The sequence below is a fragment of the Arthrobacter sp. 05N428_2 genome, assembly GCF_056397065.1.
Genome location: NZ_JBFTMR010000011.1, coordinates 1 through 20953, shown reverse-complemented (window position 1 = coordinate 20953; position 20953 = coordinate 1). Strand labels below are relative to the sequence as shown.

General features: G+C 68.2%; 20 protein-coding genes and 1 pseudogene. 3 read left to right on the top strand and 18 right to left on the bottom strand.

Features of this window, described 5'->3' with window-relative positions:
• Positions 1–19: 19 nt before the first annotated feature.
• From nusB to AC1DGI_RS13010, 14 genes are all read right to left on the bottom strand, one after another.
• Complete coding sequence (nusB, locus tag AC1DGI_RS13075; protein WP_441402995.1) at positions 20–430, bottom strand: transcription antitermination factor NusB; 411 nt, start codon at positions 428–430, stop codon at positions 20–22.
• Entirely contained in the window at positions 430–993 is a 564-nt protein-coding gene (gene efp / locus AC1DGI_RS13070; protein ID WP_024368580.1) for an elongation factor P, read from the bottom strand. Before efp ends, nusB begins: the two co-directional genes overlap by 1 nt.
• A gap of 159 nt (positions 994–1152) precedes the next feature.
• Complete coding sequence (locus AC1DGI_RS13065; RefSeq protein ID WP_476899152.1) at positions 1153–1671, bottom strand: tetratricopeptide repeat protein; 519 nt, start codon at positions 1669–1671, stop codon at positions 1153–1155.
• On the bottom strand, positions 1671–2762 hold the full coding sequence (gene aroB, locus AC1DGI_RS13060) for a 3-dehydroquinate synthase (protein ID WP_476899151.1): 1092 nt from the start codon (positions 2760–2762) through the stop codon (positions 1671–1673). Before aroB ends, AC1DGI_RS13065 begins: the two co-directional genes overlap by 1 nt.
• Positions 2759–3298 carry a shikimate kinase gene (locus AC1DGI_RS13055; protein ID WP_476899221.1) on the bottom strand — a complete coding sequence of 180 codons (540 nt, stop codon included), beginning with the start codon at positions 3296–3298 and terminating at the stop codon, positions 2759–2761. The genes aroB and AC1DGI_RS13055 overlap by 4 nt, the downstream gene beginning before the upstream one ends.
• Positions 3299–3405: 107 nt before the next feature.
• Positions 3406–4605, bottom strand: coding sequence for a chorismate synthase (gene aroC, locus AC1DGI_RS13050; protein WP_476899150.1), 1200 nt, complete (start codon positions 4603–4605; stop codon positions 3406–3408).
• Positions 4606–4631: 26 nt separating this feature from the next.
• A complete protein-coding gene (locus tag AC1DGI_RS13045) occupies positions 4632–5501 on the bottom strand; it encodes a shikimate dehydrogenase (RefSeq protein ID WP_476899220.1) in 870 nt (289 codons plus the stop codon).
• Positions 5498–7132 (bottom strand): endolytic transglycosylase MltG, encoded by a 1635-nt coding sequence (gene mltG, locus AC1DGI_RS13040; protein ID WP_476899149.1) that lies wholly within the window; start codon positions 7130–7132, stop codon positions 5498–5500. Before mltG ends, AC1DGI_RS13045 begins: the two co-directional genes overlap by 4 nt.
• Positions 7113–7727 carry a Holliday junction resolvase RuvX gene (ruvX, locus tag AC1DGI_RS13035; RefSeq protein ID WP_476899148.1) on the bottom strand — a complete coding sequence of 205 codons (615 nt, stop codon included), beginning with the start codon at positions 7725–7727 and terminating at the stop codon, positions 7113–7115. Before ruvX ends, mltG begins: the two co-directional genes overlap by 20 nt.
• A 13-nt stretch (positions 7728–7740) precedes the next feature.
• Positions 7741–10419: an alanine--tRNA ligase gene (gene alaS, locus AC1DGI_RS13030; RefSeq protein ID WP_476899147.1), complete on the bottom strand. Its 2679-nt coding sequence runs from the start codon at positions 10417–10419 to the stop codon at positions 7741–7743.
• 203 nt (positions 10420–10622) lie between these two features.
• Positions 10623–10883: a DUF6167 family protein gene (locus tag AC1DGI_RS13025; protein ID WP_441401508.1), complete on the bottom strand. Its 261-nt coding sequence runs from the start codon at positions 10881–10883 to the stop codon at positions 10623–10625.
• Between the two features lie 20 nt (positions 10884–10903).
• The gene (locus tag AC1DGI_RS13020; RefSeq protein ID WP_476899146.1) at positions 10904–11278 is read right to left on the bottom strand and encodes a DUF948 domain-containing protein; all 375 of its coding nucleotides are present in this window, start codon (positions 11276–11278) and stop codon (positions 10904–10906) included.
• A 147-nt stretch (positions 11279–11425) separates the two neighbouring features.
• Positions 11426–12052: a 30S ribosomal protein S4 gene (rpsD, locus tag AC1DGI_RS13015; protein ID WP_354236491.1), complete on the bottom strand. Its 627-nt coding sequence runs from the start codon at positions 12050–12052 to the stop codon at positions 11426–11428.
• A 191-nt stretch (positions 12053–12243) separates the two neighbouring features.
• Entirely contained in the window at positions 12244–13692 is a 1449-nt protein-coding gene (locus AC1DGI_RS13010) for a replication-associated recombination protein A (RefSeq protein ID WP_476899145.1), read from the bottom strand.
• A gap of 78 nt (positions 13693–13770) precedes the next feature.
• Between AC1DGI_RS13010 and AC1DGI_RS13005 the strand changes: the two genes are divergently transcribed.
• Positions 13771–14418, top strand: a complete 648-nt coding sequence (locus tag AC1DGI_RS13005) for an acVLRF1 family peptidyl-tRNA hydrolase (protein WP_476899144.1) — start codon at positions 13771–13773, stop codon at positions 14416–14418.
• Between the two features lie 100 nt (positions 14419–14518).
• On the opposite strand, the gene AC1DGI_RS13000 is transcribed toward AC1DGI_RS13005, so the two are convergent.
• From AC1DGI_RS13000 to hisS, 4 genes are all read right to left on the bottom strand, one after another.
• Positions 14519–15310 (bottom strand): GNAT family N-acetyltransferase, encoded by a 792-nt coding sequence (locus AC1DGI_RS13000; protein ID WP_476899143.1) that lies wholly within the window; start codon positions 15308–15310, stop codon positions 14519–14521.
• 75 nt (positions 15311–15385) lie between these two features.
• The gene (aspS, locus tag AC1DGI_RS12995; RefSeq protein ID WP_476899142.1) at positions 15386–17158 is read right to left on the bottom strand and encodes an aspartate--tRNA ligase; all 1773 of its coding nucleotides are present in this window, start codon (positions 17156–17158) and stop codon (positions 15386–15388) included.
• Positions 17159–17286: 128 nt separating this feature from the next.
• Positions 17287–18117, bottom strand: coding sequence for a sulfurtransferase (locus AC1DGI_RS12990; RefSeq protein WP_476899141.1), 831 nt, complete (start codon positions 18115–18117; stop codon positions 17287–17289).
• Positions 18118–18202: 85 nt separating this feature from the next.
• Complete coding sequence (gene hisS, locus AC1DGI_RS12985; RefSeq protein ID WP_476899140.1) at positions 18203–19570, bottom strand: histidine--tRNA ligase; 1368 nt, start codon at positions 19568–19570, stop codon at positions 18203–18205.
• A 224-nt stretch (positions 19571–19794) separates the two neighbouring features.
• Here hisS and AC1DGI_RS12980 point away from each other — a divergent pair, with 224 nt between their 5' ends.
• Together AC1DGI_RS12980 and AC1DGI_RS12975 are read left to right on the top strand one after the other, a co-directional pair.
• Positions 19795–20601: a peptidylprolyl isomerase gene (locus AC1DGI_RS12980; RefSeq protein ID WP_441403594.1), complete on the top strand. Its 807-nt coding sequence runs from the start codon at positions 19795–19797 to the stop codon at positions 20599–20601.
• 61 nt (positions 20602–20662) lie between these two features.
• A pseudogene (locus AC1DGI_RS12975) lies at positions 20663–20953 on the top strand (hypothetical protein); the annotation flags it as partial.

The following is a 20953-nucleotide window of genomic DNA, read 5'->3' as shown; positions in this document are numbered from 1 at the left end:
TTGCCTGTGGCGCGATCTGTCAGGCCAGCAGCGACGGCTTCAGCTGCTGCAGACGGCCCAGCAAGCCGTTGATGAATGACGGCGACTCGTCCGTGGAAAGCGTTTTGGCCAGCGCGACGGCCTCGCTCACGGCGACGCCGTCCGGGACGTCGTCGTTGTAGAGCAGCTCCCAGGTTCCGATCCGCAGGATGATGCGGTCCACCGAGGGCATGCGCTCCAGCGACCAGCCCTGCGAATAGGTTTCGAGGAACTCGTCGATCGCCGCCTGGTGGGAGACGACGCCCTCGACGATCTCCAGGGTGTAGGGGTTGATGATTTGATCCGTCTGTTCGCGACGGGAGCGCAGCACATCGAAGGCTGAAGCGGAGCGTTGCTCCGCCTCAAAGAGAACATCCAGGGCCCGGTTGCGGGCCTTACCGCGGGCGCTCACTAGTCGTTGACCCGGCCAAGGTAGCTGCCGTCGCGGGTGTCGACCTTGACCTTGGTGTTGTTCTCGACGAACAGCGGCACCTGGATCTCGTAGCCGGTCTCCAGGGTGGCGGGCTTGGTACCGGCAGAGGAGCGGTCACCCTGCAGGCCGGGTTCGGTGTAGGTGATTTCCAGCACGACGCTCGGCGGCAGTTCGATGTAAAGCGGGTTGCCCTCGTGGATGGCGATGTTCACCATCTGGTTCTCGAGCATGAAGTTGGTGGCGTCGCCGACGGTTGCGCCGGGGACGGTGAGCTGGTCGAAGTCCGAGGTGTCCATGAACACGAAGTCGGCGCCGTCCTGGTACAAGTACTGGTAATCGCGGCGGTCAACCGTGGCGGTCTCGATCTTGAGGCCGGCGTTGAAGGTCTTGTCGACGACCTTGCCCGACATCACGTTGCGCATCTTGGTGCGGACAAACGCACCACCCTTGCCGGGCTTCACGTGCTGGAACTCGATGATGTTCCAGAGCTGGCCCTCAAGCTTCAGCACGGTTCCATTCTTGATGTCGTTAGTCGTTGCCACAATATCCTCTGGTTTCTTTGTCCGCTGGTTTCAAGCCACCAGCCGCTTATGCCAGGCAGGCATGCCGGTCGGGCCTGCCAGCGCGTATTTATCAAAAATCCAAAAACTATTCTACCGGTTCCGCCGGCCTGCTGCCGGACGGGCCGCCGGACGGGGCAATCAGCAGGCGAGGTCGAGGACGTTCCGGGCGCGCTGCAGCGCCACGGTCGAGGAGTAGATCAGGGCGGCGTCAGCGGAGTCCGCGACGCGCAGATCCAGCGCCTTGGCGAAGGATTCGACGGCGGCGGCAATGTTGCCGGCGGCGAAATAGGACCGGCCGAGGTGCTGCCGGACCACGGCCTCAGCCGGGGTGCCGTGGGCTTCGGCCAGGAGCTGGCGGTAGAGCTCAACGGCGCGGTCGAAGCGGTGCGATACCCGCAGGACCTCCGCCTCGAACATCCGCAGCCGGAAGGAGTCCGGGTCCTTGTAGCGGGCCTCGGCCAGTAGGTCGGCAGCCTCGCCCGGGTGGCCCTGCACGAGGCGCACGAAGATCAGGTCGGTGGGGTCGGTCGAGGCGGCCAGTGCCGCCGCGCAGGCGTCCTCGTTGACCAGCTGCGGCATGAGGGTTTCGGGGTTGATCCGGATGCCGGGGAACCCGCCGTCCGGCCACTCGCTGGTGCCGCCGGAGTCGCTGATCATCAGGAGGCAATTTCCTGGTAGGCCGCGAAGAGCAGCGAGGTGTCCGGCACGTCCAGGATGCCGGGGCGGGCGACGCCGTCGAGGACCACGAAGCGGAGCAGGTCGCCGCGGGACTTCTTGTCCCGCCGCATGCCGTCCAGCAGTGCCTGCCAGCGGTCGCGCCGGTAGGTGATGGGCAGTCCGAGGCTTTCCAGGATGTTCCGGTGCCGGTCGGCGTCGGCGTCGCTGAGCCGGCCGACGCTGCGCGCCAGTTCGGCGGCGAACATCATGCCCACCGAAACGGCGGCGCCGTGCCGCCAGGAGTAGCGTTCGGCGAGTTCGATCGCATGGCCCAGGGTGTGGCCGTAATTGAGGATCTCGCGCTGTCCGGTTTCCAACAGGTCCTCGGAGACGACCCGGGCCTTGACCGTGATGGCGCGTTCGATGAGTTCGCGCAGCGTGTCCGCGCGGGGATCGGACACGGCGGAGGGGTCCTTTTCGATCAGGTCGAGGATGGCCGGGTCCGCGATGAAACCGCACTTGATGACCTCGGCCATGCCGGAGATGAGCTCGTTCTTCGGCAGCGTGTCGAGCGTGTCCAGGTCCGCGAGGACGCCGGCCGGCGGGTGGAAGACGCCCACCAGGTTCTTGCCCTCGGCGGTGTTGATGCCGGTCTTCCCGCCGACGGCGGCGTCCACCATGCCGAGCAGGCTGGTGGGCATGTGGATGACCTTGACGCCGCGCAGCCAGGTCGCGGCAACAAAGCCGGCCAGGTCGGTCACCGCTCCCCCGCCCACGGCGACTATTGCGTCGGAGCGGGTGAAGTCGTTCTGGCCCAGCACCTGCCAGCAGAACGAGGCCACCTCGATGTGCTTGCCCTCCTCGGCGTCCGGGATCTCGGCCGTCAGCGCGGTGAAGCCGGCGGTGGCCAGCTCTTCTCTGACCGCGTCACCGGTGAGCCGCAGAGCGCGCGGGTGGATGACGAGGACGCGCTTGACGCGCTCCCCCAGGAGGCCGGGAAGGCGGGCCAGCAGCCGGCGGCCGACGACGACGTCGTAGTTGTCACCCGCTGCCTGGCCGGTGACTTTGATGACGGTTGATTCGGTGCTCACATTTCAACTTTCTTTGTTGCCGCCGGGGTGGCGGCCGTCCCGGTGTGGGCCGCTGCCCGTTGCGCCAGCGCATCTTGGAGCCGGTCTGCGAGGTCCGGAACGGAACCGCTCCGGACATCGAGGGTCAGATTGGCGAGCCGTTCGTACACCGGCTGCCGGGTGGCGAACAGGACCCGCCAGCGTTCCATCGCGTCGCCAGCCAGGAGCGGGCGCCCGGAGTTCCGGGCGATCCGCTCCGAGACGGTATCCGCGTCGCATTCGAGGTAGACCACCGTGCAGTTGGCCAGCAGTTGCTGGGTGCCCGAGTCCAGCACGGCGCCGCCGCCGAGGGAGATCACCGTGGCGCTGTCGGCGGCGTCTTCCACGGCTTGGGCCACCGCCCGCGCCTCGAGTTCGCGGAACGCGGACTCGCCCCGACCGGCGAAGATCTCCGCGATGGTGCCGTGCCGGGCGACCACTTCGACGTCGGTATCGACGAAGCGGGCGCCGAGTTGCTGGGCAAGCTGATGACCGATCGCCGACTTGCCGACCGCCATCGGGCCGATCAGGGCGACCGGGCGTTTCAGCACTTCGCGCAGTCCTTCACTCAATCCTTTACGCAGTTCCTTGGGCGGCGTTTCACGCGGCGCGTTGCGGGCCGGCACTAGTGCCCGATCGAGTCCAGGGACGCCGGGATGTTGTCCAGGTAACCCTTGATGTTGCGGGCCGTCTCCTGCACGGAGTCGCCGCCGAACTTTTCCGTGACCGCTTCGGCCAGGACCAGGGCCACCATGGCCTCGGCCACGACGCCGGCTGCCGGGACCGCACAGACGTCCGAGCGTTGGTGGTGGGCCTTGGCCGCCTCACCGGTGCTGACGTCCACGGTCCTGAGTGCGCGCGGCACCGTCGCGATGGGCTTCATGGCGGCGCGGACCCGGAGTACGTCGCCGATGCTCATGCCGCCTTCGACGCCGCCGGCCCGGTTGGAGGTGCGGATGATCCGGCCGTCCGCGTCCTTGACGATTTCGTCGTGCGCGGCCGAGCCGCGGCGTGCGGCGGTGCGGAAGCCGTCGCCGACTTCGACGCCCTTGATCGCCTGGATGCCCATCAGGGCGGCGGCCAGGCGTGAGTCAAGGCGCCGGTCCCAGTGCACGTAACTGCCGAGTCCAGGGGGCAGCCCGTAGGCGAGGACTTCGACGACGCCGCCGAGGGTTTCGCCTTCTTTGTGCGCCGTGTCCACCTCGGCGACCATGGCGTCGGAGGTTTCGCGGTCGAAGCAGCGCAGCGGGTCCGCGTCGAGGGCCAGCACGTCGTCCGGGGACGGCAGGGGCCGGCCTTCCGGAACGGACACGCTGGCGATGGACACGGTGTGTGAGACCAGTTCGATGCCCAGCTGCTTGAGGAAGGCGGCCGCGACGGCGCCCAGGGCGACGCGGGTGGCGGTTTCCCTGGCACTGGCCCGTTCCAGGACCGGCCGGGCCTCGTCGAAGCCGTATTTCTGCATGCCGGTGAAATCCGCGTGGCCGGGCCGTGGCCGGGTCAGCGGCGCGTTCCGGGCCTGGTCGGCGAGGATGTCGGCGTCCACCGGATCAGCGGACATGATCTGTTCCCACTTGGGCCATTCGGTGTTGCCGACCTGGATGGCGACCGGGCCGCCTTGGGTCAATCCGTGGCGGACACCGCCGAGGACCGTCACCGTGTCTTGTTCAAACTTCATCCGGGCGCCGCGGCCGTAGCCGAGCCGGCGCCGGGCCAATGCCTCGACGATCCGGGCGCTGGTGAGCTCAACACCGGCGGGGACGCCTTCGATAATTCCGACCAGGGCCGGACCATGGGATTCTCCGGCAGTCAACCAACGCAACATAGATTCCATCCTGCCATGCATGGCACCTAGAACACCCGCCGAGGTGCCCCGACTGCGTCACACATCACATCTATGACTTCGGCCGGAACGGGACCCTCGAGGCCGGTGAAATACCGCACTTGCTCAACGGCCTGGTAGAGCAGCATTTCAAGGCCCGGGACCACGAGGCCGCCCGCCTCCGACCAGGCGGTGGCGATCCGGCTGGGCCACGGATCGTAGGCGACATCGAGGAGCACGCCGTGCGCCTTCGAGCCCGTCCCGGCCAGTTGCTCCGCCAGGCCGTCCGCAGCCCGCGGCGGCAGAGTGGAGATCACGACGTCGAGACCGGGGAGGGCCCGGGCCGCCTCGGCAAGCGGCCGCACCTGCAGGCTGAGGCCGACGGCGGCAGCGGCCGTGCGGACTTCCGCGGCGCGGTTGACGTCCCGGACGTAGACGGTGGCCGACGGCGCGCCGAGTTCCTTCAGGGCGGCCGCGGCCGCGGCCGCGGTTCCGCCGCCGCCAAGGACGGCCGCGGAAGGCTGGGCAGACGCTCCGGCGTACCGAAGTGCGTTGACGATCCCGGCGACGTCGGTGTTGTAACCCACCAGCCTGGCCCGGGCGTCCCCGGGCGCCGCCGGGTCGAAGGCGACGGTGTTGACGACGCCCAGTTCGCGGGCAACGCCGCGGACCTCATCGACCGCACCGGCCATGGCGGCCTTGAGCGGCATTGTCACCGACAGCCCCCGCCAGCTGCCGTCGCCGCGGACCCTGGCCAGGAAGGCCGGGAGTCCCTCGACGGTCACGTCAATTGCTTCGTAGGCGATGTTGACGCCGAGCCGGGCGTACGCGGCGCGGTGCAGCGCCGGGGACTGCGAGTGACTGATGGGATGCCCGAGGACGGCGGCCCGCAGGGTCACACGCAACGGTTCGGGTTGGCGTCGCACCAGGCGTTGTACTTGGCCACATTGACATTGTGCTCCGCCAGGGTCTTGGCGAACTTCGTCTCTTTGGTGTCCAGGTTGATGGTCACCCAGTAGAGGTAGTCGTTGGTCTTGGGCTTGGCGGCGGCGTCGATCGCCGTCTTGCCCGGGGATCCAATCGGACCGGCCGGCAGGCCAACATTCGCGTACGTGTTGTACGGGTTGGACTTATCCGCCTTCTGCGCCTCGTCGATGTGGAAGCTCCGGATTCCCAGCCCGTAGGTCACGGTGGCGTCCGACTGGATCAGGCCGTTCGTCTCGGTGTTGTTGGGCTTGAGCCGGTTGTAGATGGCGCCGGCCACGTCGCCGTAATCGGCCTGGCCGCCTTCGGCCTGCACGATGCTGGCGACCGTGACGACGTCGTACTGCTTCGCCGGATCGGTGACTCCCTGTGCCTTGAGCTCGTCAAGGGTGCTTCCGACGAGTTTGCTCAGGATGTCTTTGGCGGACGTGCCCACAGGGAACCGGTATTCGCCCGGGAAGAGGAAGCCTTCGAGGTTCTTGGCCTTGGCCGGCACGCCGAGCTGGGCCGGGGAGTCACTGAGCGCCTTGAGTTGCGGCACCGGGACGCCGGTGCCGTCGGAGATGGCCTGGAGGGAGTCGTTGATGCGCATGCCGGCGCTGAGGGCAAAGTACATCACCTTGGCTTGGTCCTTATTCAGGAGGATTGAGACCGCATCCGCGTTGTTCATCTCCTTGCGCATCGTGAAGGTTCCCGGGCTGAGGGCCCCGCCTGAGGCGGCGAAGGCCTTGATGAAGTTGTCCGGATTCGCAATCACCTGTTTGGCCTGCAAATCGGCGGCGACAGACTTGGGGCCTGCGCCGGCCGGCACCGTGATGGTCACTTCACCGGTGCCAGGGCCCGGGTAGTCTGCCACCGTGTTGCCGCCCAGCAGCGGCTTAATGAACTGCGCTCCGACGACGATCGCGGCCACAAAGACGGCCAGCGTCACGACCAGGGCGAGGACGCGGCGTCGTCGTCGGACCTTCTTGGACGGCCCCTTGGCGGTGGGAATGGCGGCGGCTCCGGTCATCAGGCCGTCGCCGGCTTCGTCGTCGTAAACATGGTGGGCCTCATCGTCGGCGTATGACGGGGGCAGGCCAGCGTGCTGGGAGTCGTAGCCGTGCGCGGAGGGGCTGCCGTACTGCAGTTCGTTCGCGCGGCGCAGGGTTTCCTCGCGCGACATGCCGGCGTATTCGTGGGGATCGCCGTCGTCGACGACGTGCTCTTCGTGGCCGCCGTCGAGAACATGCTCTTCGTGGTGGGGCTCCTCGACCACGGGCTCCTCGTGGACCGGCTCCTCGACCACGGGCTCCTCGTGGACCGGCTCCTCGACCACGGGCTCGTGGTGGACGGGTTGCTCGGGGACCGGCTGCTGGCCGACCTCAGGGGTGTCCGCAGCCGCCGCCGGAGTTTCGCGCCCGGTCTCGAAGGCCTGGGGCGGGATGATGTCGTGACCTTGGGTGGCCAGGTACTTTTCCTGGGCCCTAATCTCTTTGCGCGTCAGCGGGCGGCCGGCGCCGCTATTGGCAGCACCAGAGGAGTCGTCATTGTTGACCGGGCTCACTGTAGCCTTCCATTTTGTGCAGAATGCGTTCTGCAGAATGCGTGTGTACTACCGGGACGGCCTGAGCGCCGTCGCCGGGTGACCCCGGAGTGAAGTCTGCGCTGACGCGTCTTCCCACATCCGTTCCCCTGGCCTTTTGCATATCGATGGCATGCTGCAGGATACCTGCGGCCGCAACCTGATCCACTACTTTACGGTGGTCCCGGCTGCTCATGCCAGCTTGGTGCAGATCGCGGTGGGCTGTCACCGTGCTCAGCCGCTCATCAACCAACCTCACCGGCAATCCGGATCCGGCCTCCGAGAGTGTACCGACCAGTAGCTTGGCATACTCGGACGCCATTCGCGCAGAAGCGTGCTCCTCGCCCTTCATGGTGCGCGGCAGGCCCACGAAAATCTCCACCGCCTCCAGCTCCAGGGCGAGTTTCGCCAGGATCTGCACATCGGTGTTCTTCTTCACGTTCCGGGCCAGCGTCCGCAGCGGCGTGGCCAGGATACCGTCCCGGTCGCACACCGCGACGCCCACCCGCACGGTGCCGACGTCCACGCCGAGTTTCACACCGCGGGGATAGCCGTCGGGTCCTGCCGATTCACTCATTCGCGGTTCCTGGCTAACGCCTCGTGATGGCATCGACGACGGCGTCGAGGGCAGCGCCGACCTTGGATGCGTCGGTGCCGCCACCCTGGGCAACGTCGTCCTTGCCGCCGCCGCCGCCGCCGAGGATGCCGGCAGCGAGGCGCACGAGGGCACCCGCCTTGACACCGGCGGTCCGGGCCGCTTCGTTCGTGGCGATCAGGATCATGGGGCGGTCATTGCTGACCCCGGCCACCGCCACGGCGGCGGCGTCCGAGCCGAGCCGGGTGCGCAGGTCGAGAGCCAGGCCGCGCAGGTCGTCCGCGCCGCTGACCTGGCCGGCGTCGTGCGCAATGACCTTGATGCCGGCGGCGTCCTGGGCGGTGCCCACCAGCCGGGCGGCGGCAGCGGTGAGCTGCTCCTTGCGCAGCCGCTCGAGCTCTTTCTCCGCCGTCTTGAGCTTGGTCAGGGTGTTGGCGATCCGTTCGGTGAGCAGGCCGGAGGGGACCTTCAGCATTTCGGTGAGTTCCGTGACGAGGGCGCGCTCAGCGGCGAGGTGCCGGAACGCGTCCATGCCGACGAAGGCCTCAACGCGCCGGTTCCCCGAACCGACGGACTGCTCGCCGAGCAGGGACAAGCTGCCGATCAGCGAGGTGTTGGACACGTGGGTACCACCGCATAGCTCACGCGACCAGGCGCCGTCGATCTCCACGACGCGGACCTCGTTGCCGTAGTTCTCGCCGAACAGGGCCATGGCACCGAGCGCCTTGGCCTCCGCGAGGCCCATCACCTTGGTCTGCACCTGGAAGTTGTTCCGGATGGCGATGTTGGAGACTTCCTCGATTTCGGAGCGGGTGGCGGTGCTGAGGCCTTCGCCCCAGGCGAAGTCGAAGCGCAGGTAGCCGGCCTTGTTGAAGGAGCCACGCTGCAGCGCCTCCGGGCCAAGGATCTGGTGCAGCGCGGCGTGCACGATGTGCGTGCCGGTGTGCGCCTGCTCGGCGGCGTGCCGGCGTTCCCGGTCCACGGCGGCCAGGACCTGCGAGTCGGCACCGATTTCGCCTTCGCGGACGATTGCCTTGTGCACGCTCAGTCCCTTGATCGGGCGCTGCACGTCCAGGACCTCGACGACGAAGCCGTCACCGGTGATCAGCCCGGTGTCGGCTGCCTGGCCGCCGGCCTCGGCGTAGAACGGCGTCTCCGCCAGGACGAGTTCGATTTCATCGCCGGTGGACGCCTGGGAGACCTTCCGGCCAGCGGAGAGGATGCCCCGGACCTTGGATTCGCCGGCGAGTTCGGTGTAGCCGGTGAAGACAGTCTCCCCCGCGGCGAGCAGTTCCTGGAACGCGCTGAGGTCCGCGTGGCCGCCCTTTTTGCCTTTGGCGTCAGCCTGGGCCCGCTGGCGCTGCTCCAGCATGAGCTTGCGGAACTCGGGCTCGTCAACCTTGAGCCCGGCTTCCTCCGCCATTTCCAGCGTGAGGTCGATCGGGAAGCCATACGTGTCGTGCAGGGCGAAGGCGTCGGCGCCGGAGAGCGGCTGGCCGGCGGCCTTGGATTCCTTCACGGCGTCCTCGAGGCGCGCGGTGCCCGAAGCGATGGTGCGCAGGAATGCCTTCTCCTCCGCGTAAGCGATCCGGCTGATCCGGTCGAAGTCGGTCTCCACGATCGGGTAGACACCCTTCATGGCGTCCCGGGACGCGGGCAGCAGCTCGGGCAGGCAGGCCTGTTCGACGCCGAGCAGGCGCATCGAGCGCACGGCGCGGCGGATCAGGCGGCGCAGCACGTAACCGCGACCCTCATTGGAGGGCGTCACGCCATCGGCGATCAGCATCAGGGCGGAGCGGATGTGGTCTCCCACGACGCGCATCCGGACGTCGTCCGTGTGGTGCGGGTCCTCGGGGGTCTCGGCGGAGGTGTACTCCTTGCCGGACAGGGCCGCTGCCTTGTCGATGACGGGTCGGACCTGGTCGGTCTCGTACATGTTCTCGACGCCCTGCAGGATCATCGCGAGGCGCTCCATGCCGAGGCCGGTGTCGATGTTCTTCTTCGGCAGCTCGCCGGTGATGTCAAAGTCCACCTTGGAGCGGACATTGTCGATCTGGTACTGCATGAAAACGAGGTTCCAGATTTCGATGTACCGCGTCTCGTCGGCCAGCGGGCCGCCCTCGATGCCGTACGCCGGTCCGCGGTCGTAGTAGATCTCGGAGCAGGGGCCGGCAGGGCCGGGCTGGCCGGTGGACCAATAGTTGTCCGCCTTGCCCATCCGCTGGATCCGCTCGGCCGGCACGCCGGTGTTCTTCAGCCAGAGTTCCTTGGCTTCGTCGTCCTCTTCGTAGACCGTGACCCACAGCCGCTCGGGCGGCAGGCCGTAGCCGCCGTCGTCAACGCCGGTGGTGAGCAATTCCCAGGCGAACTTGATGGCGTCTTCCTTGAAGTAGTCGCCGAAGGAGAAGTTGCCGCACATCTGGAAGAAGGTGCCGTGCCGGGCGGTCTTGCCGACTTCCTCGATGTCGCCGGTGCGGATGCACTTCTGCACGCTGGTGGCCCGGGCGTACGGTGCTTCCTCACGCGCGGTCAGGTAAGGGATGAACGGCACCATGCCGGCCACCGTGAACAGCAGGGACGGGTCGCTGGAGACCAGGGAGGCGGAGGGCACCGCCGTGTGGCCCTTGCTGACAAAAAAGTCGATCCAGCGCTTGGTGATCTCCTGCGACTTCATAACGTGGTTACTTACCCTTCAATATGCACTGCTTGCGTCATTCACTGCGTTGTCAATCACTGCGTCGATATCCGCAGCGTCGTTGGTTCCGGGGCTGTACGGGGCGCGGGGCGCCGCTCTGTCAGCCTCGGGGGAATGCTTGACTGCGCCGGTCCGGTCCGGCAGGGGCGCCCGGAGGCGCCGTGCTTCTCATTGTCTCGCGGCTAGCGCCGGACCGCATCCCGGGCGGGCGCGCCGGCGCCGGCATCTGCGGCGGTGTCCACGCCAAGAGCGGAGCGGAGCTCGGTTTCGCGCTCGCGCATGCCAACGCGGACGGCGTCGGCGAAGTCGTAGACGCCGTCGGCGAGCCGGCCGACGGCCCGGTTCAGGCCCTCGGGGCCGAGTGCGGACTGTGCCGCGGTGATCTTGCGGAAGGCGATCACGCCGATTGCGACGCCAATGCCCATCCAGATGATTCTGTTCATGTCAGCTCCTGTCAGCCTGGTCAGCGGCTGCGACGGCCGGTGGCGGGCTTTTTGCGGGCGGAGAGCGCGGAGCGCACGCCGTAGCTGAACGCGGCAACCTTGATCAGCGGGGAGCCGACCGTCGCGGCGACCAGCGAGGACAACGCCGAGATGTTGGCCGACGCGTCGGAGACGTTGGCGGCGATCCCGTCGACCTTCTGCAGTTGCTGGTTGGTGGTGGAGACGGTGGCGGTGACTTCATCCATGAGCGGGGTGGCGCCGTCGCTGATCGAGCGGATGCTGCTGCGCACCTCATCGAACACGCCGCCCAGCTTGAGGATGGGTACGGCGAGCAGCAGGACCAGCAGTGCAAACACCCCGGCCGCGATCAGGCCGGCAATATCGCCACCAGACATAGACGTTCATCTCCTTGAAACTACGTGGATTCCTGCAGTGTCCTCCGGCCGCCGCGCACGGCATACGGAGAACTCCCCCAAGTACCTTACATACAAAGAAGCCCGCGGCGCTTGCCACGGGCTTCTTTGTAAGGTGTCGCGCTGGATCTAGCGTGCGTAGAATTCCACAACGAGCTGCTCTTCGCAGGTCACGGGGACCTCGGAGCGCTTCGGGCGACGGACCAGGCGGGCCTGCAGGGCGTCGAGCTTGACGTCCAGGTAGGCCGGAACCATCGGCAGGACGTCGCGGTGGGCGCCGGCTGCTGCGACCTGGAACGGAGGCATGGTCTCGCTGCGGCTGTGGACGTGGACCAGCTGGCCCTCACCGACGCGGAAAGACGGGCGGTCAACGCGGATGCCGTCAACGAGGATGTGGCGGTGCACAACCAGCTGGCGGGCCTGGGCGATGGTGCGGGCGAAACCGGCGCGCAGCACGAGGGCGTCGAGACGCATTTCGAGCAGTTCGATCAGGTTTTCACCGGTCAGGCCCTTGGTCCGGCGCGCTTCTTCGAAGGCGCGGGTCATCTGGGCTTCGCGGATGCCGTACTGGGCGCGCAGACGCTGCTTTTCACGCAGACGTACGGCGTAGTCGGAGTCCTGCTTCTTGCGGGCACGGCCATGCTCACCGGGGCCGTACGGGCGGCGCTCCATGTACTTGGCGGCCTTGGGGGTCAGAGCGATGCCGAGTGCACGCGAGAGGCGTGCGGTACGGCGAGCACGAGTGTTGTTAGCCACTTGTGTCCTTCCAATATCTGCGGTGTGTCAGTGTTACTGGCCTCCACGATGGAGAGCATCGGCCAACCGCTGCCTTTTGCTACTGGGCACAGGGCCAACCCACGATTCAGCAGAACCTGCCGATAATTTAAGGGATTGTGCGTCCGTGCCTTGCCAGACAACGAACCATCCTACCACGGACCATACCTGCGCTATTTGCCGCGGATGATTTTTCGCAGCCGCTCCAGCCGGGTGGTGATCTCGCGTTCGGCGCCGTTGGCGGTGGGCTGGTAGTAGTTCCGGCCCACGAGGTCGTCCGGCGGGTACTGCTGGCTGGCCACTGAATGCGGGGCGTCGTGGGCGTACTTGTAGCCCTTGCCGTGGCCGAGCTGCTTCGACCCCGGATAGTGGGCGTCCCGCAGGTGCGCGGGGATGCCGTTGCCGAGGCCGGCGCGGACGTCGGCGATCGCCTGGTTGATGCCCAGGTAGGCGGCGTTCGACTTCGGCGCGGTGGCCAGGTGGACCACCGCCTCGGCCAGGATGATGCGGCCCTCGGGCATGCCGATCAGCTGCACCGCCTGGGCTGCGGCCACCGCTGTCTGCAATGCGGTGGGGTCGGCCATGCCGACATCCTCGGCCGCCGAGATCACGATCCGCCGGGCCACGAACCGGGGGTCCTCTCCCGCTTCGAGCATCCTGGCCAGATAGTGCAGCGCGGCGTCGACGTCGGAGCCGCGGATGGACTTGATGAACGCGCTGGCGACGTCGTAGTGCTGGTCGCCGGCGCGGTCGTAGCGCACCGAGGCGACGTCCAGGGCCCGTTCGGTGTGCTTGAGTTCGATTTTTACCGGCGTCTCACCGTCTCCCCCGGCTGGCCCGTCGGCGTCGTCCGCGTCCCCGAACGCGACGCCGGCCGCGGCCTCCAACGCGGTCAAGGCCCGGCGTGCGTCCCCTCCGGAGAGCCGCACCAGGTGGGCCAGGGCTTCGTCGCCGAGCTCCACCGAGCCGTTCAGGCCGCGGTGGTCGGTGACGGCCTTCTGCAGCAGCCCTTCGACGTCGGCGTCGGTGAGCGGCTTGAGTGTCAGCAGCAGGGAGCGGGACAGCAACGGGGACACCACGGAGAACGAGGGGTTTTCCGTGGTGGCTGCGACCAGGACCACCCAGCGGTTCTCGACGCCCGGCAGCAGGGCGTCCTGCTGGGCCTTGTTGAAGCGGTGGATTTCGTCCAGGAACAGCACGGTGGTGGTCTTGAACAGGTCGCGCGCGGTGAGGGCCTCGTCCATGACGCGGCGGACGTCCTTGACCCCGGCGGTGATGGCGGAGAGCTCCACGAATTTGCGGCCAGGGCCCTTCGCGATCACGTGCGCGAGGGTGGTCTTGCCGGTGCCCGGCGGTCCCCAAAGAATCAGCGAGCTCGGACCGGCCGGCCCGGTGGCGTCGCTGCCGGCCGCGAGCTGGCGCAGCGGCGAGCCGTGACCCAGGAGATGCTGCTGGCCCACGACGTCGTCGAGGCTGCGCGGCCGCATCCGGACCGCGAGCGGGCTGCGCGGCGCGGCGCGGACGGGTGTGCCGCTTGGGGTGCCGTCGCCGCCGGGCTCTTGGGCGTCGACGTCGTCGTTTGCGGACGCGTTGTCCTGCCCTGCGCCAAAGAGATCATCCACATAGATAGGCTACTTCTAGTTCCTTACCCGGCCTGACACGGCCACCGCCCTGCAGTGACGACAACGGAGACCCGCGCCATGGCCAGCCCCGAGACCCGCGTGGCCTTTGTCACCGGCGCCCGGCTGCCCGGCTGGGTGGAGCGGTTCGCCGCGAGCCACGGCGAACCGCGGACGGAACGGCACGACGCCGGTGTGCAGCTGCTGGCGGCCGACGGCGCCGCCGCCCTGCTGCTCCCGCCGTGGCCGGACGGTGGCCGCCCTGGCCGTGGCGCAGATCCCGTCGCCCGGCTGGCATCCCTCGCCGCCCAGCCCCGGCACCTTGGCTTGGTCCTGGTGCGCCGCGGCGGGTACTCCGTGGCCGTCGTGTCCGAGGGGCGGGTGCTGGCCAGCAAAACCGGCACCCGGCACGTGCAGTCCCGCACCGCGGCCGGGGGCTGGTCACAGCAGCGCTTCGCCCGGCGCCGCGCCAACCAGGCCGACGCCCTGGTGGAGGCCGTCGCGGACCATGCCGCACGGATTTTCGCGGACCACAGCGTGGAGTACCTCGTCCCGGGCGGGGACCGCACCCTGGCCGAGCAGGTGCTGGCCGAACCCGCGCTGAAACGCTACGCCGCGCTGGTGCGGCTGGCGTTCCTCGACGTCCCTGATCCGCGGGCGGCGGTCCTGAAGAAGGCCGCCGCTGACGCCTGCGCCGTGCGGATTGTGGTCACTGACCCGCCGGCGTAGAGGAGGCGGCCAACGCCCGCTTCGACGGTTCCCTGCCGCTCCCACGTTGCGAAACGTCGAGGGGGCAGGGAACCGTCGAAACGGCGCGCAGGGTAGGGTCTCAGCAGCCCGTCAGGTGCCGCGTCGGGCGTTCCTGTCGGTAGACGTACCGGCCCGCAGTTTCGAAGCCGGCGCTGGCGTAGAGCTCCTGGGCACCGGTGTTGGCCACGGTGACCAGCAGCCAGTAGCCGGCCAGGCCAAGGCGTGTCCCCTCGCCGAGCAGGGACCGCAGGACAAGGCTGGCGTAGCCCCGGCGGCGTGCGTCCGTGCGGGTCGCCATGCAGTACAGGCCGCCCCGGCGCGGACTGCCGGGTTCTGTTTCGGGCAAGGCAAGGCGTCCGACGGCGGCGGGCACGCCGTCGTCATCCCCCAGGAGGGCGTACAGCGAGGGGCACCCTGCCAGGATGCCGCGGGCGATGGCGAGGGCCGTCTCGTCGCCACGGCCGTCCACACTCCACCAGAGCCGCAACCACTCCGGGGAGGGTTCGGCCGACACCTCAACCCGGACGTCGGCAGCCGGCAGGTCGATCCCGCCGTCCCGGACCAGCACCAAGGTCTCGGATTGGCGGGTGAAGCCCTCGGCGTCCAGAACGGCGTTGAGCGCCGCGTAGCGGGAGTCCTCGAAGACCTGAAAGATCAGCGGCTGGCGGCGGCCCCGGTACCAGAGCCGGGCGTCCCGGAGCGCTGCCACCAGCCGGTGCGGATCGTCACTGGGCACCGGCGCCCAGACCGAGTTCCCCCGCTGCGTCACGCCGGAGGATGCCCGCAGCACCCACCCGCCGGACTCCTCCCGCTCCGCCGCGGCCCACGCCACATCCATCAGCGCCTCGAGGCCGCGCACTGCTGCGCCCATAATCTGTCCTCCGCAAGAACCCTGCAAAACACCAGAGGCCCCCCGGTTTCCCGGGGAGCCTCTGACAGTGGGCTGCTAGTCGGCCTTCTTGGCTTCCGGCTTGAAGTCGACGCCGGCTTCCTTGCGCTGCTGCGCCGTGATCGGCGCAGGCGCCGCGGTCAGCGGGTCGTAGCCGTTGCCGGTTTTCGGGAAGGCGATAACGTCGCGGATCGACTCCACGCCGGCCAGCAGGGCGACAACGCGGTCCCAGCCGAAGGCAATGCCGCCGTGCGGGGGCGCACCGAACTTGAAGCCCTCGAGCAGGAAGCCGAACTTCGTCTGGGCGTCTTCCTTGGCCAGGCCCATCAGCTCGAAGACCCGTTCCTGGACATCGCTCTGGTGGATACGGATTGATCCGCCGCCGATCTCGTTGCCGTTGCAGACGATGTCGTAGGCGTAGGACAGGGCCGACTCCGGATCCTTGTCGAAGCTGTCCATGAACTCCGGCTTCGGCGAGGTGAAGGCGTGGTGCACGGCCGTCCACTGGCCGCCGCCGACGGCGACGTCACCGGACGCGACGGCTGCTGCGGCCGGTTCGAACATCGGCGCGTCGACTACCCAGCAGAAGGCCCAGTCGCTGGGGTTGATCAGGCCGGTGCGGTGGCCGATCTCGACGCGGGCCGCGCCGAGCAGGGCACGGGACGGCGACTTCTCGCCGGCTGCGAAGAAGATGCAGTCGCCCGGCTTGGCGCCGACGGCGTCGGCGAGGCCGGCGCGCTCGGTCTCGGTCAGGTTCTTGGCCACGGGGCCGGCAAGTTCGCCGTCTTCCTTGAACAGGACATAGGCGAGGCCCTTGGCGCCGCGCTGCTTGGCCCATTCCTGCCAGGCGTCCAGCGCGCGGCGGGCTTGCGAGGCGCCGCCGGGCATGACGACGGCACCGACGTAGGGAGCCTTGAAGACGCCGAAGTTGGTGTCCTTGAAGAATTCGGTGAGCTCGGTCAGCTCAAGGCCGAAGCGCAGGTCCGGCTTGTCGGAGCCGAACCGGGCCATCGCGTCGTGGTAGGTGATGCGCTGGATCGGGGTGGGGATCTCGACGTCGATCAGCTTCCACAGCGCCTTGACGATGTTTTCGCCGAGCCGGATGATGTCATCCTGTTCCACGAAGCTGGCTTCGATGTCGAGCTGGGTGAACTCCGGCTGGCGGTCCGCGCGGAAGTCCTCATCGCGGTAGCAGCGGGCGATCTGGTAGTACTTCTCGAAGCCGCCGACCTGCAGGAGCTGCTTGAACAGCTGCGGCGACTGCGGCAGCGCGTACCAGGAACCCGGCGCGAGGCGGGCGGGGACGACGAAGTCGCGGGCGCCTTCCGGCGTCGACCGCGTCAGCGTGGGGGTCTCGACCTCGACGAAACCGTCCTGGTGCAGCAGCTCGCGCGCCACCCGGTTGGCTTCGGAGCGCAGGCGCAGGTTGTGGGCCGGACCCGGCCGGCGCAGGTCCAGGTAGCGGTGCTTCAGGCGGGCCTCTTCGCCGACTTCGACGTGCTCGTCGATCTGGAACGGCAGGGCCTCCGAGGTGTTGAGGATGATGACCTTCTCGGCGATGACCTCGATCTCCCCGGTGGCCAGCGACGGGTTCTCGTTGCCCTCGGGTCGCTTGGACACGGTGCCGATCACCTGCAGCACATATTCGTTGCGGAGGCCGTGGAAGACCTCTTCCTCGCGGACGACCACCTGGGCGACGCCCGAAGCGTCGCGCAGGTCAACGAATGCGACACCACCGTGGTCACGACGCCGGCCGACCCAGCCGGCGAGGGTTACGGTTTGTCCAATGTGCTCGGAGCGAAGGGATCCGAGGTCATGTGTGCGCAGCACAGCACGCCTTTCTGAAGAAGACAGAGGGAAAATCAAAGTCAGGTCCAACAGGTACAGATATCAGGACCGCTACTGGAGCGGTCCCGTTCGAGTTTACCCGTTTGAAAGGCCGCAGCGGCCCGGACAGATCAGCCGGCGTCTACGGGGGTGGCCGGCATCCGGCCCCATTCGGCCCAGGAGCCGTCGTAGACCCGGACCTGCTCCCGCCCGGCGAGGTAGGTGAGCGCGAACCAGGCCGTGCACGCGCGCGCACCGACCGTGCAGTACGTGATGACTTCGCCGCCCGAATCCGCCACCGGCGCGAAGAGCCGGCGCACCTCTGCGCCGCTGCGGAAGGCGCCGTCGGGCGTGCGCAATCCGTCGATCTCCAGGTGCGTCGCCGAGGGGATGCGCCCGGCGCGGCCGCCGGGCTCGGCGCCCCCTGAAGGCCAGAACCGTTCGCCGCGGAATTCCGCCCCGGTGCGGACATCCAGCAGGGTGATTCCCGGCCGCCCGACGGCGTCCGCCACGTCCGGTTGTACGGCCCGGAGCCGCGGGTCCGGGCCGGGCAACGGGTATTCGGTCACGGCAGGCGCGGACGGCTCCGTCGTCCATGGCCGGCCCGCCTGCTGCCAGGAGGTCCTGGACGTGTCGAGGATGCGGGCCGCGGCGTGGCCGTAGAGCTTCATCAGCCAAAAGCCCATTGCCGGCGCGTAGCCGTAGAAGACCACCGTCGAGTCCGGCGTGATCCCGGACTTCGCCAGCAGGTCCCCGATGACCGCTTGGTCCATCAGCTTGTAGTCGGCGTCCTTCAGGTCCCGGTAGATGTTCCACAGGGTGGCGCCGGGAATATGCCCGGCGTCATAGGCGGCCGCATTGACGTCGACTTCGACAAGCCGAAGCAGCGGATCGCCGAGGTGGTCTTCCAGCCATTGGGGGTCCACGAGGACGTCATCAACGGCGTAGTTTCCGTCTTGCATTGCGAATCCTCCTCGGTGGATCCCGCTGCGCCAACCCCAGCCGCGCAAGGCAAATTCTACGCCGCAGCCACGGCGATGGACACCGTTAGCCCTTGAGGATCCTGACGTGGAGGTCCTCCGCTGCCGGCGCCCAAACGGCCGGATCGGCGTCGACCTGCTCGCCGGTGCGGATGTCCTTGACCTGGTGCTTGCCGTCGTCGTCGGTGAACCAGACGAAGGGGATGCCGCGGCGGTCCGCGAACTTGATCTGCTTGCCGAACTTCTCGGCCTTCGCCGCGACCTCCGTGGCGATCCCGCGGGAGCGCAGTTGCGCGGCCACGTCCTGCGCCGCTCCCCAGCTTTCGTCGTTGCTGAGCGCCACCAGCACGGCAGTGGGCACCGCACGGGACGCCTTGGCCAGGTCCTGGCTCAGGATCCGGGATACCAGCCGGGTCACGCCGATCGAGAGTCCGACGCCGGGGAAGGTCCTGCTGCCCTTGCTCGCCAGGGCGTCGTAGCGGCCGCCGGAGCAGATCGAGCCCAGCTGCTCGTGCCCCACCAGGACGGTTTCCACCACGGTGCCGGTGTAGTAGTCCAGGCCGCGGGCGATGCTGAGGTCCGCGACGACCTTGCCCGGGGCGCGCTGGACGGCGGCGGCAATGACCTGCTCCAGCTCGTTAAGGCCTTCCTCCAGCAGGTCGTTGCTGACGCCCAGCGCCCGGACCTGTTGCACGAAGGAGGTGTCCGGGGTGCGGATGCCGGCCAGGTGGAGCGCGGCCTGCGCCTGCTCCGCGGTGGCACCGAGCTCGGCCTGGAGCAGCTCGGCCACCTTGGCCGGTCCGATCTTCTCGAGTTTGTCGATGCTGCGCAGTACGCCGGCGGTGTCGGTAAGACCGATGCCGTTGTAGAAGCCTTCGGCGAGCTTGCGGTTGTTGATCCGGAGCAGGAAGTCCGGGATCGGCAGCGCCCCGAGCGCTTCGGCGATCACCAGCGCGATCTCGACGTCGTAGCGGAACGGCAGCGCGCCGTCGCCGACGATGTCGATGTCCGCCTGGGTGAATTCGCGGGCGCGGCCTTCCTGCGGACGCTCCCCGCGCCAGACTTTCTGGATCTGGTAGCGGCGGAACGGGAACGCAAGGTAACCGGCGTTCTCCACCACGTACCGCGCGAACGGCACGGTCAGGTCGAAGTGCAGGGCCAGCGCGTGCGGGTCGCCCTTGTGCGCGGCGGCAGTATCCGCGGTTGTCGCGTCGCCGGCGCCGTCGTCGTCTTGCAGCCGGCTCAGGCCGTAAACCTCTTTGTCGATTTCGCCCTTTCGGAGCAGCTGCCCGACCGTTTCCACCGCGCGCGTCTCGATCGAGGAAAAGCCGTGCAGTTCAAAGGTCCGCCGCAGGGTGTCCAGCACATGCAGTTCCACCAGCCGCTCCTCTGGAAGCCACTCGGGGAATCCGGACAGGGAGGCGGTGCGTGCCATGGTGGAATTTTCTCCTCTGATTACGACGGCGGGTCGAACAGCCGCGGCGTCGCGCGCCGACCGGCCGGTCGTGCATAAACTGTGTGCGGCAGTCAGTTTATGCTTTCGACGCGTGCATCTCTAATGCGAACGCGGCGGGCAGCGTTGCCAACAGCTTGCGCGCTGCACCCCGGATCTGTGCCCACGGCACGGCCCGGGATGCGGCCCTACACCCAGGAGGACTTTTGGCGGCCAGTTCACGGAGCGCCCGCGAAGCCAAGCGGCGCATCCAGCAGATGGAGGCAAAGCGTGAGCTGCGCCGGGCGCAGGACAAACGCCGGAGGCGGGACAATATCCTCGCCACGGCCGGCGGTGCCGCTGTCCTGGTCCTTGCCATCGTGCTGCAGCTGACCGTGTTTGCGGGTAATCCGACCGAGGACCAGTTCAAGGCCGCGGAGGCCGGGCTGGCCAGCCCGTCGGCGTCCGCGACGCCGACGGCCAGCGCGAGCAACGGCGCGAATATCCCGAAGCCGGACACCGCGGCGGGCAAGACCTTTTCCGGCGAGCTTGCCCTCAACCGCGGCACCCTGGGGATCGAACTGGACGGTACGAAGGCGCCCCAGGCAGCCGCCGTGTTCAAGTCGCTCGCGGACCAGAATTTCTACAAGGGCCTCAGTTGCCACCGGCTCACCACTGCCGACACCTTCGGTGTGCTGCAGTGTGGCTCCAAGACCGGCGACGGCAACAGCGATCCCGCCTACAGCTGGGGTCCGCTGGAGAACACCCCGGCCGATAACAAGTACCCGGCCGGCACCATCGCGGTCGCACGGACCGGCGGAAACGCGTACGGCAACGGAACGCAGTTCTTCATCGTCTACAAGGACACCGTGATCCCGGCCGACGCCGCCGGCGGCTACACCGTGGTGGGCAAGGTTACGTCCGGCTTGGATGTCGTCAGCAGCATCGCGGCAGCCGGCGTAAAACCGGGTGCCAGCGCCACGGACGGCGCCCCGGTGGAACCAGTCACGATAGACTCGTTCTCTCTGAAGTAGCCAGCCGGGGCCCTCGTGGCCGCGGTGCCGGTATTTCCCTCCAAGCGAAAGACTTCTAGCGGTGACACACAGTCAGCAATCCGACGAAACAGTGGCAGCAGCTGCCAACGAGACCGAAGCCAAGGCTACGGTGACCGAGCCGGTCAACGACCCCCGCCCGGCTGAGGCCCCGGCTGAGGCTCAGGCCGCCACGGCCGAGGCGAAGCCCGAGGCACCGGTCGCTGAGCCCGAGGCCGCCGAGGCGCCCGAGGCACCGGCCGCCGAGCCCGAGCCCGCCGAGGCCGAGGCGAAGCCCGAGGATGCGGCCAGCGCTGCTGCCGAGCCGGCCGCGGCGGCCGCCCAGGCTGCACCC

Excerpts from the sequence above, each read along its gene's own strand:
- AC1DGI_RS12990 (WP_476899141.1), bottom strand. The coding sequence starts at position 18,117 with ATGCAAGACGGAAACTACGCCGTTGATGACGTCCTCGTGGACCCCCAA.
- aroC (WP_476899150.1), bottom strand. The coding sequence starts at position 4,605 with ATGTTGCGTTGGTTGACTGCCGGAGAATCCCATGGTCCGGCCCTGGTC.
- hisS (WP_476899140.1), bottom strand. The coding sequence starts at position 19,570 with ATGGCACGCACCGCCTCCCTGTCCGGATTCCCCGAGTGGCTTCCAGAG.
- ruvX (WP_476899148.1), bottom strand. The coding sequence starts at position 7,727 with ATGAGTGAATCGGCAGGACCCGACGGCTATCCCCGCGGTGTGAAACTC.
- AC1DGI_RS13005 (WP_476899144.1), top strand. The coding sequence starts at position 13,771 with ATGGCCAGCCCCGAGACCCGCGTGGCCTTTGTCACCGGCGCCCGGCTG.
- AC1DGI_RS13020 (WP_476899146.1), bottom strand. The coding sequence starts at position 11,278 with ATGTCTGGTGGCGATATTGCCGGCCTGATCGCGGCCGGGGTGTTTGCA.
- AC1DGI_RS13025 (WP_441401508.1), bottom strand. The coding sequence starts at position 10,883 with ATGAACAGAATCATCTGGATGGGCATTGGCGTCGCAATCGGCGTGATC.
- AC1DGI_RS13065 (WP_476899152.1), bottom strand. The coding sequence starts at position 1,671 with ATGATCAGCGACTCCGGCGGCACCAGCGAGTGGCCGGACGGCGGGTTC.
- AC1DGI_RS13055 (WP_476899221.1), bottom strand. The coding sequence starts at position 3,298 with ATGGCGGTCGGCAAGTCGGCGATCGGTCATCAGCTTGCCCAGCAACTC.
- alaS (WP_476899147.1), bottom strand. The coding sequence starts at position 10,419 with ATGAAGTCGCAGGAGATCACCAAGCGCTGGATCGACTTTTTTGTCAGC.
- AC1DGI_RS13000 (WP_476899143.1), bottom strand. The coding sequence starts at position 15,310 with ATGGGCGCAGCAGTGCGCGGCCTCGAGGCGCTGATGGATGTGGCGTGG.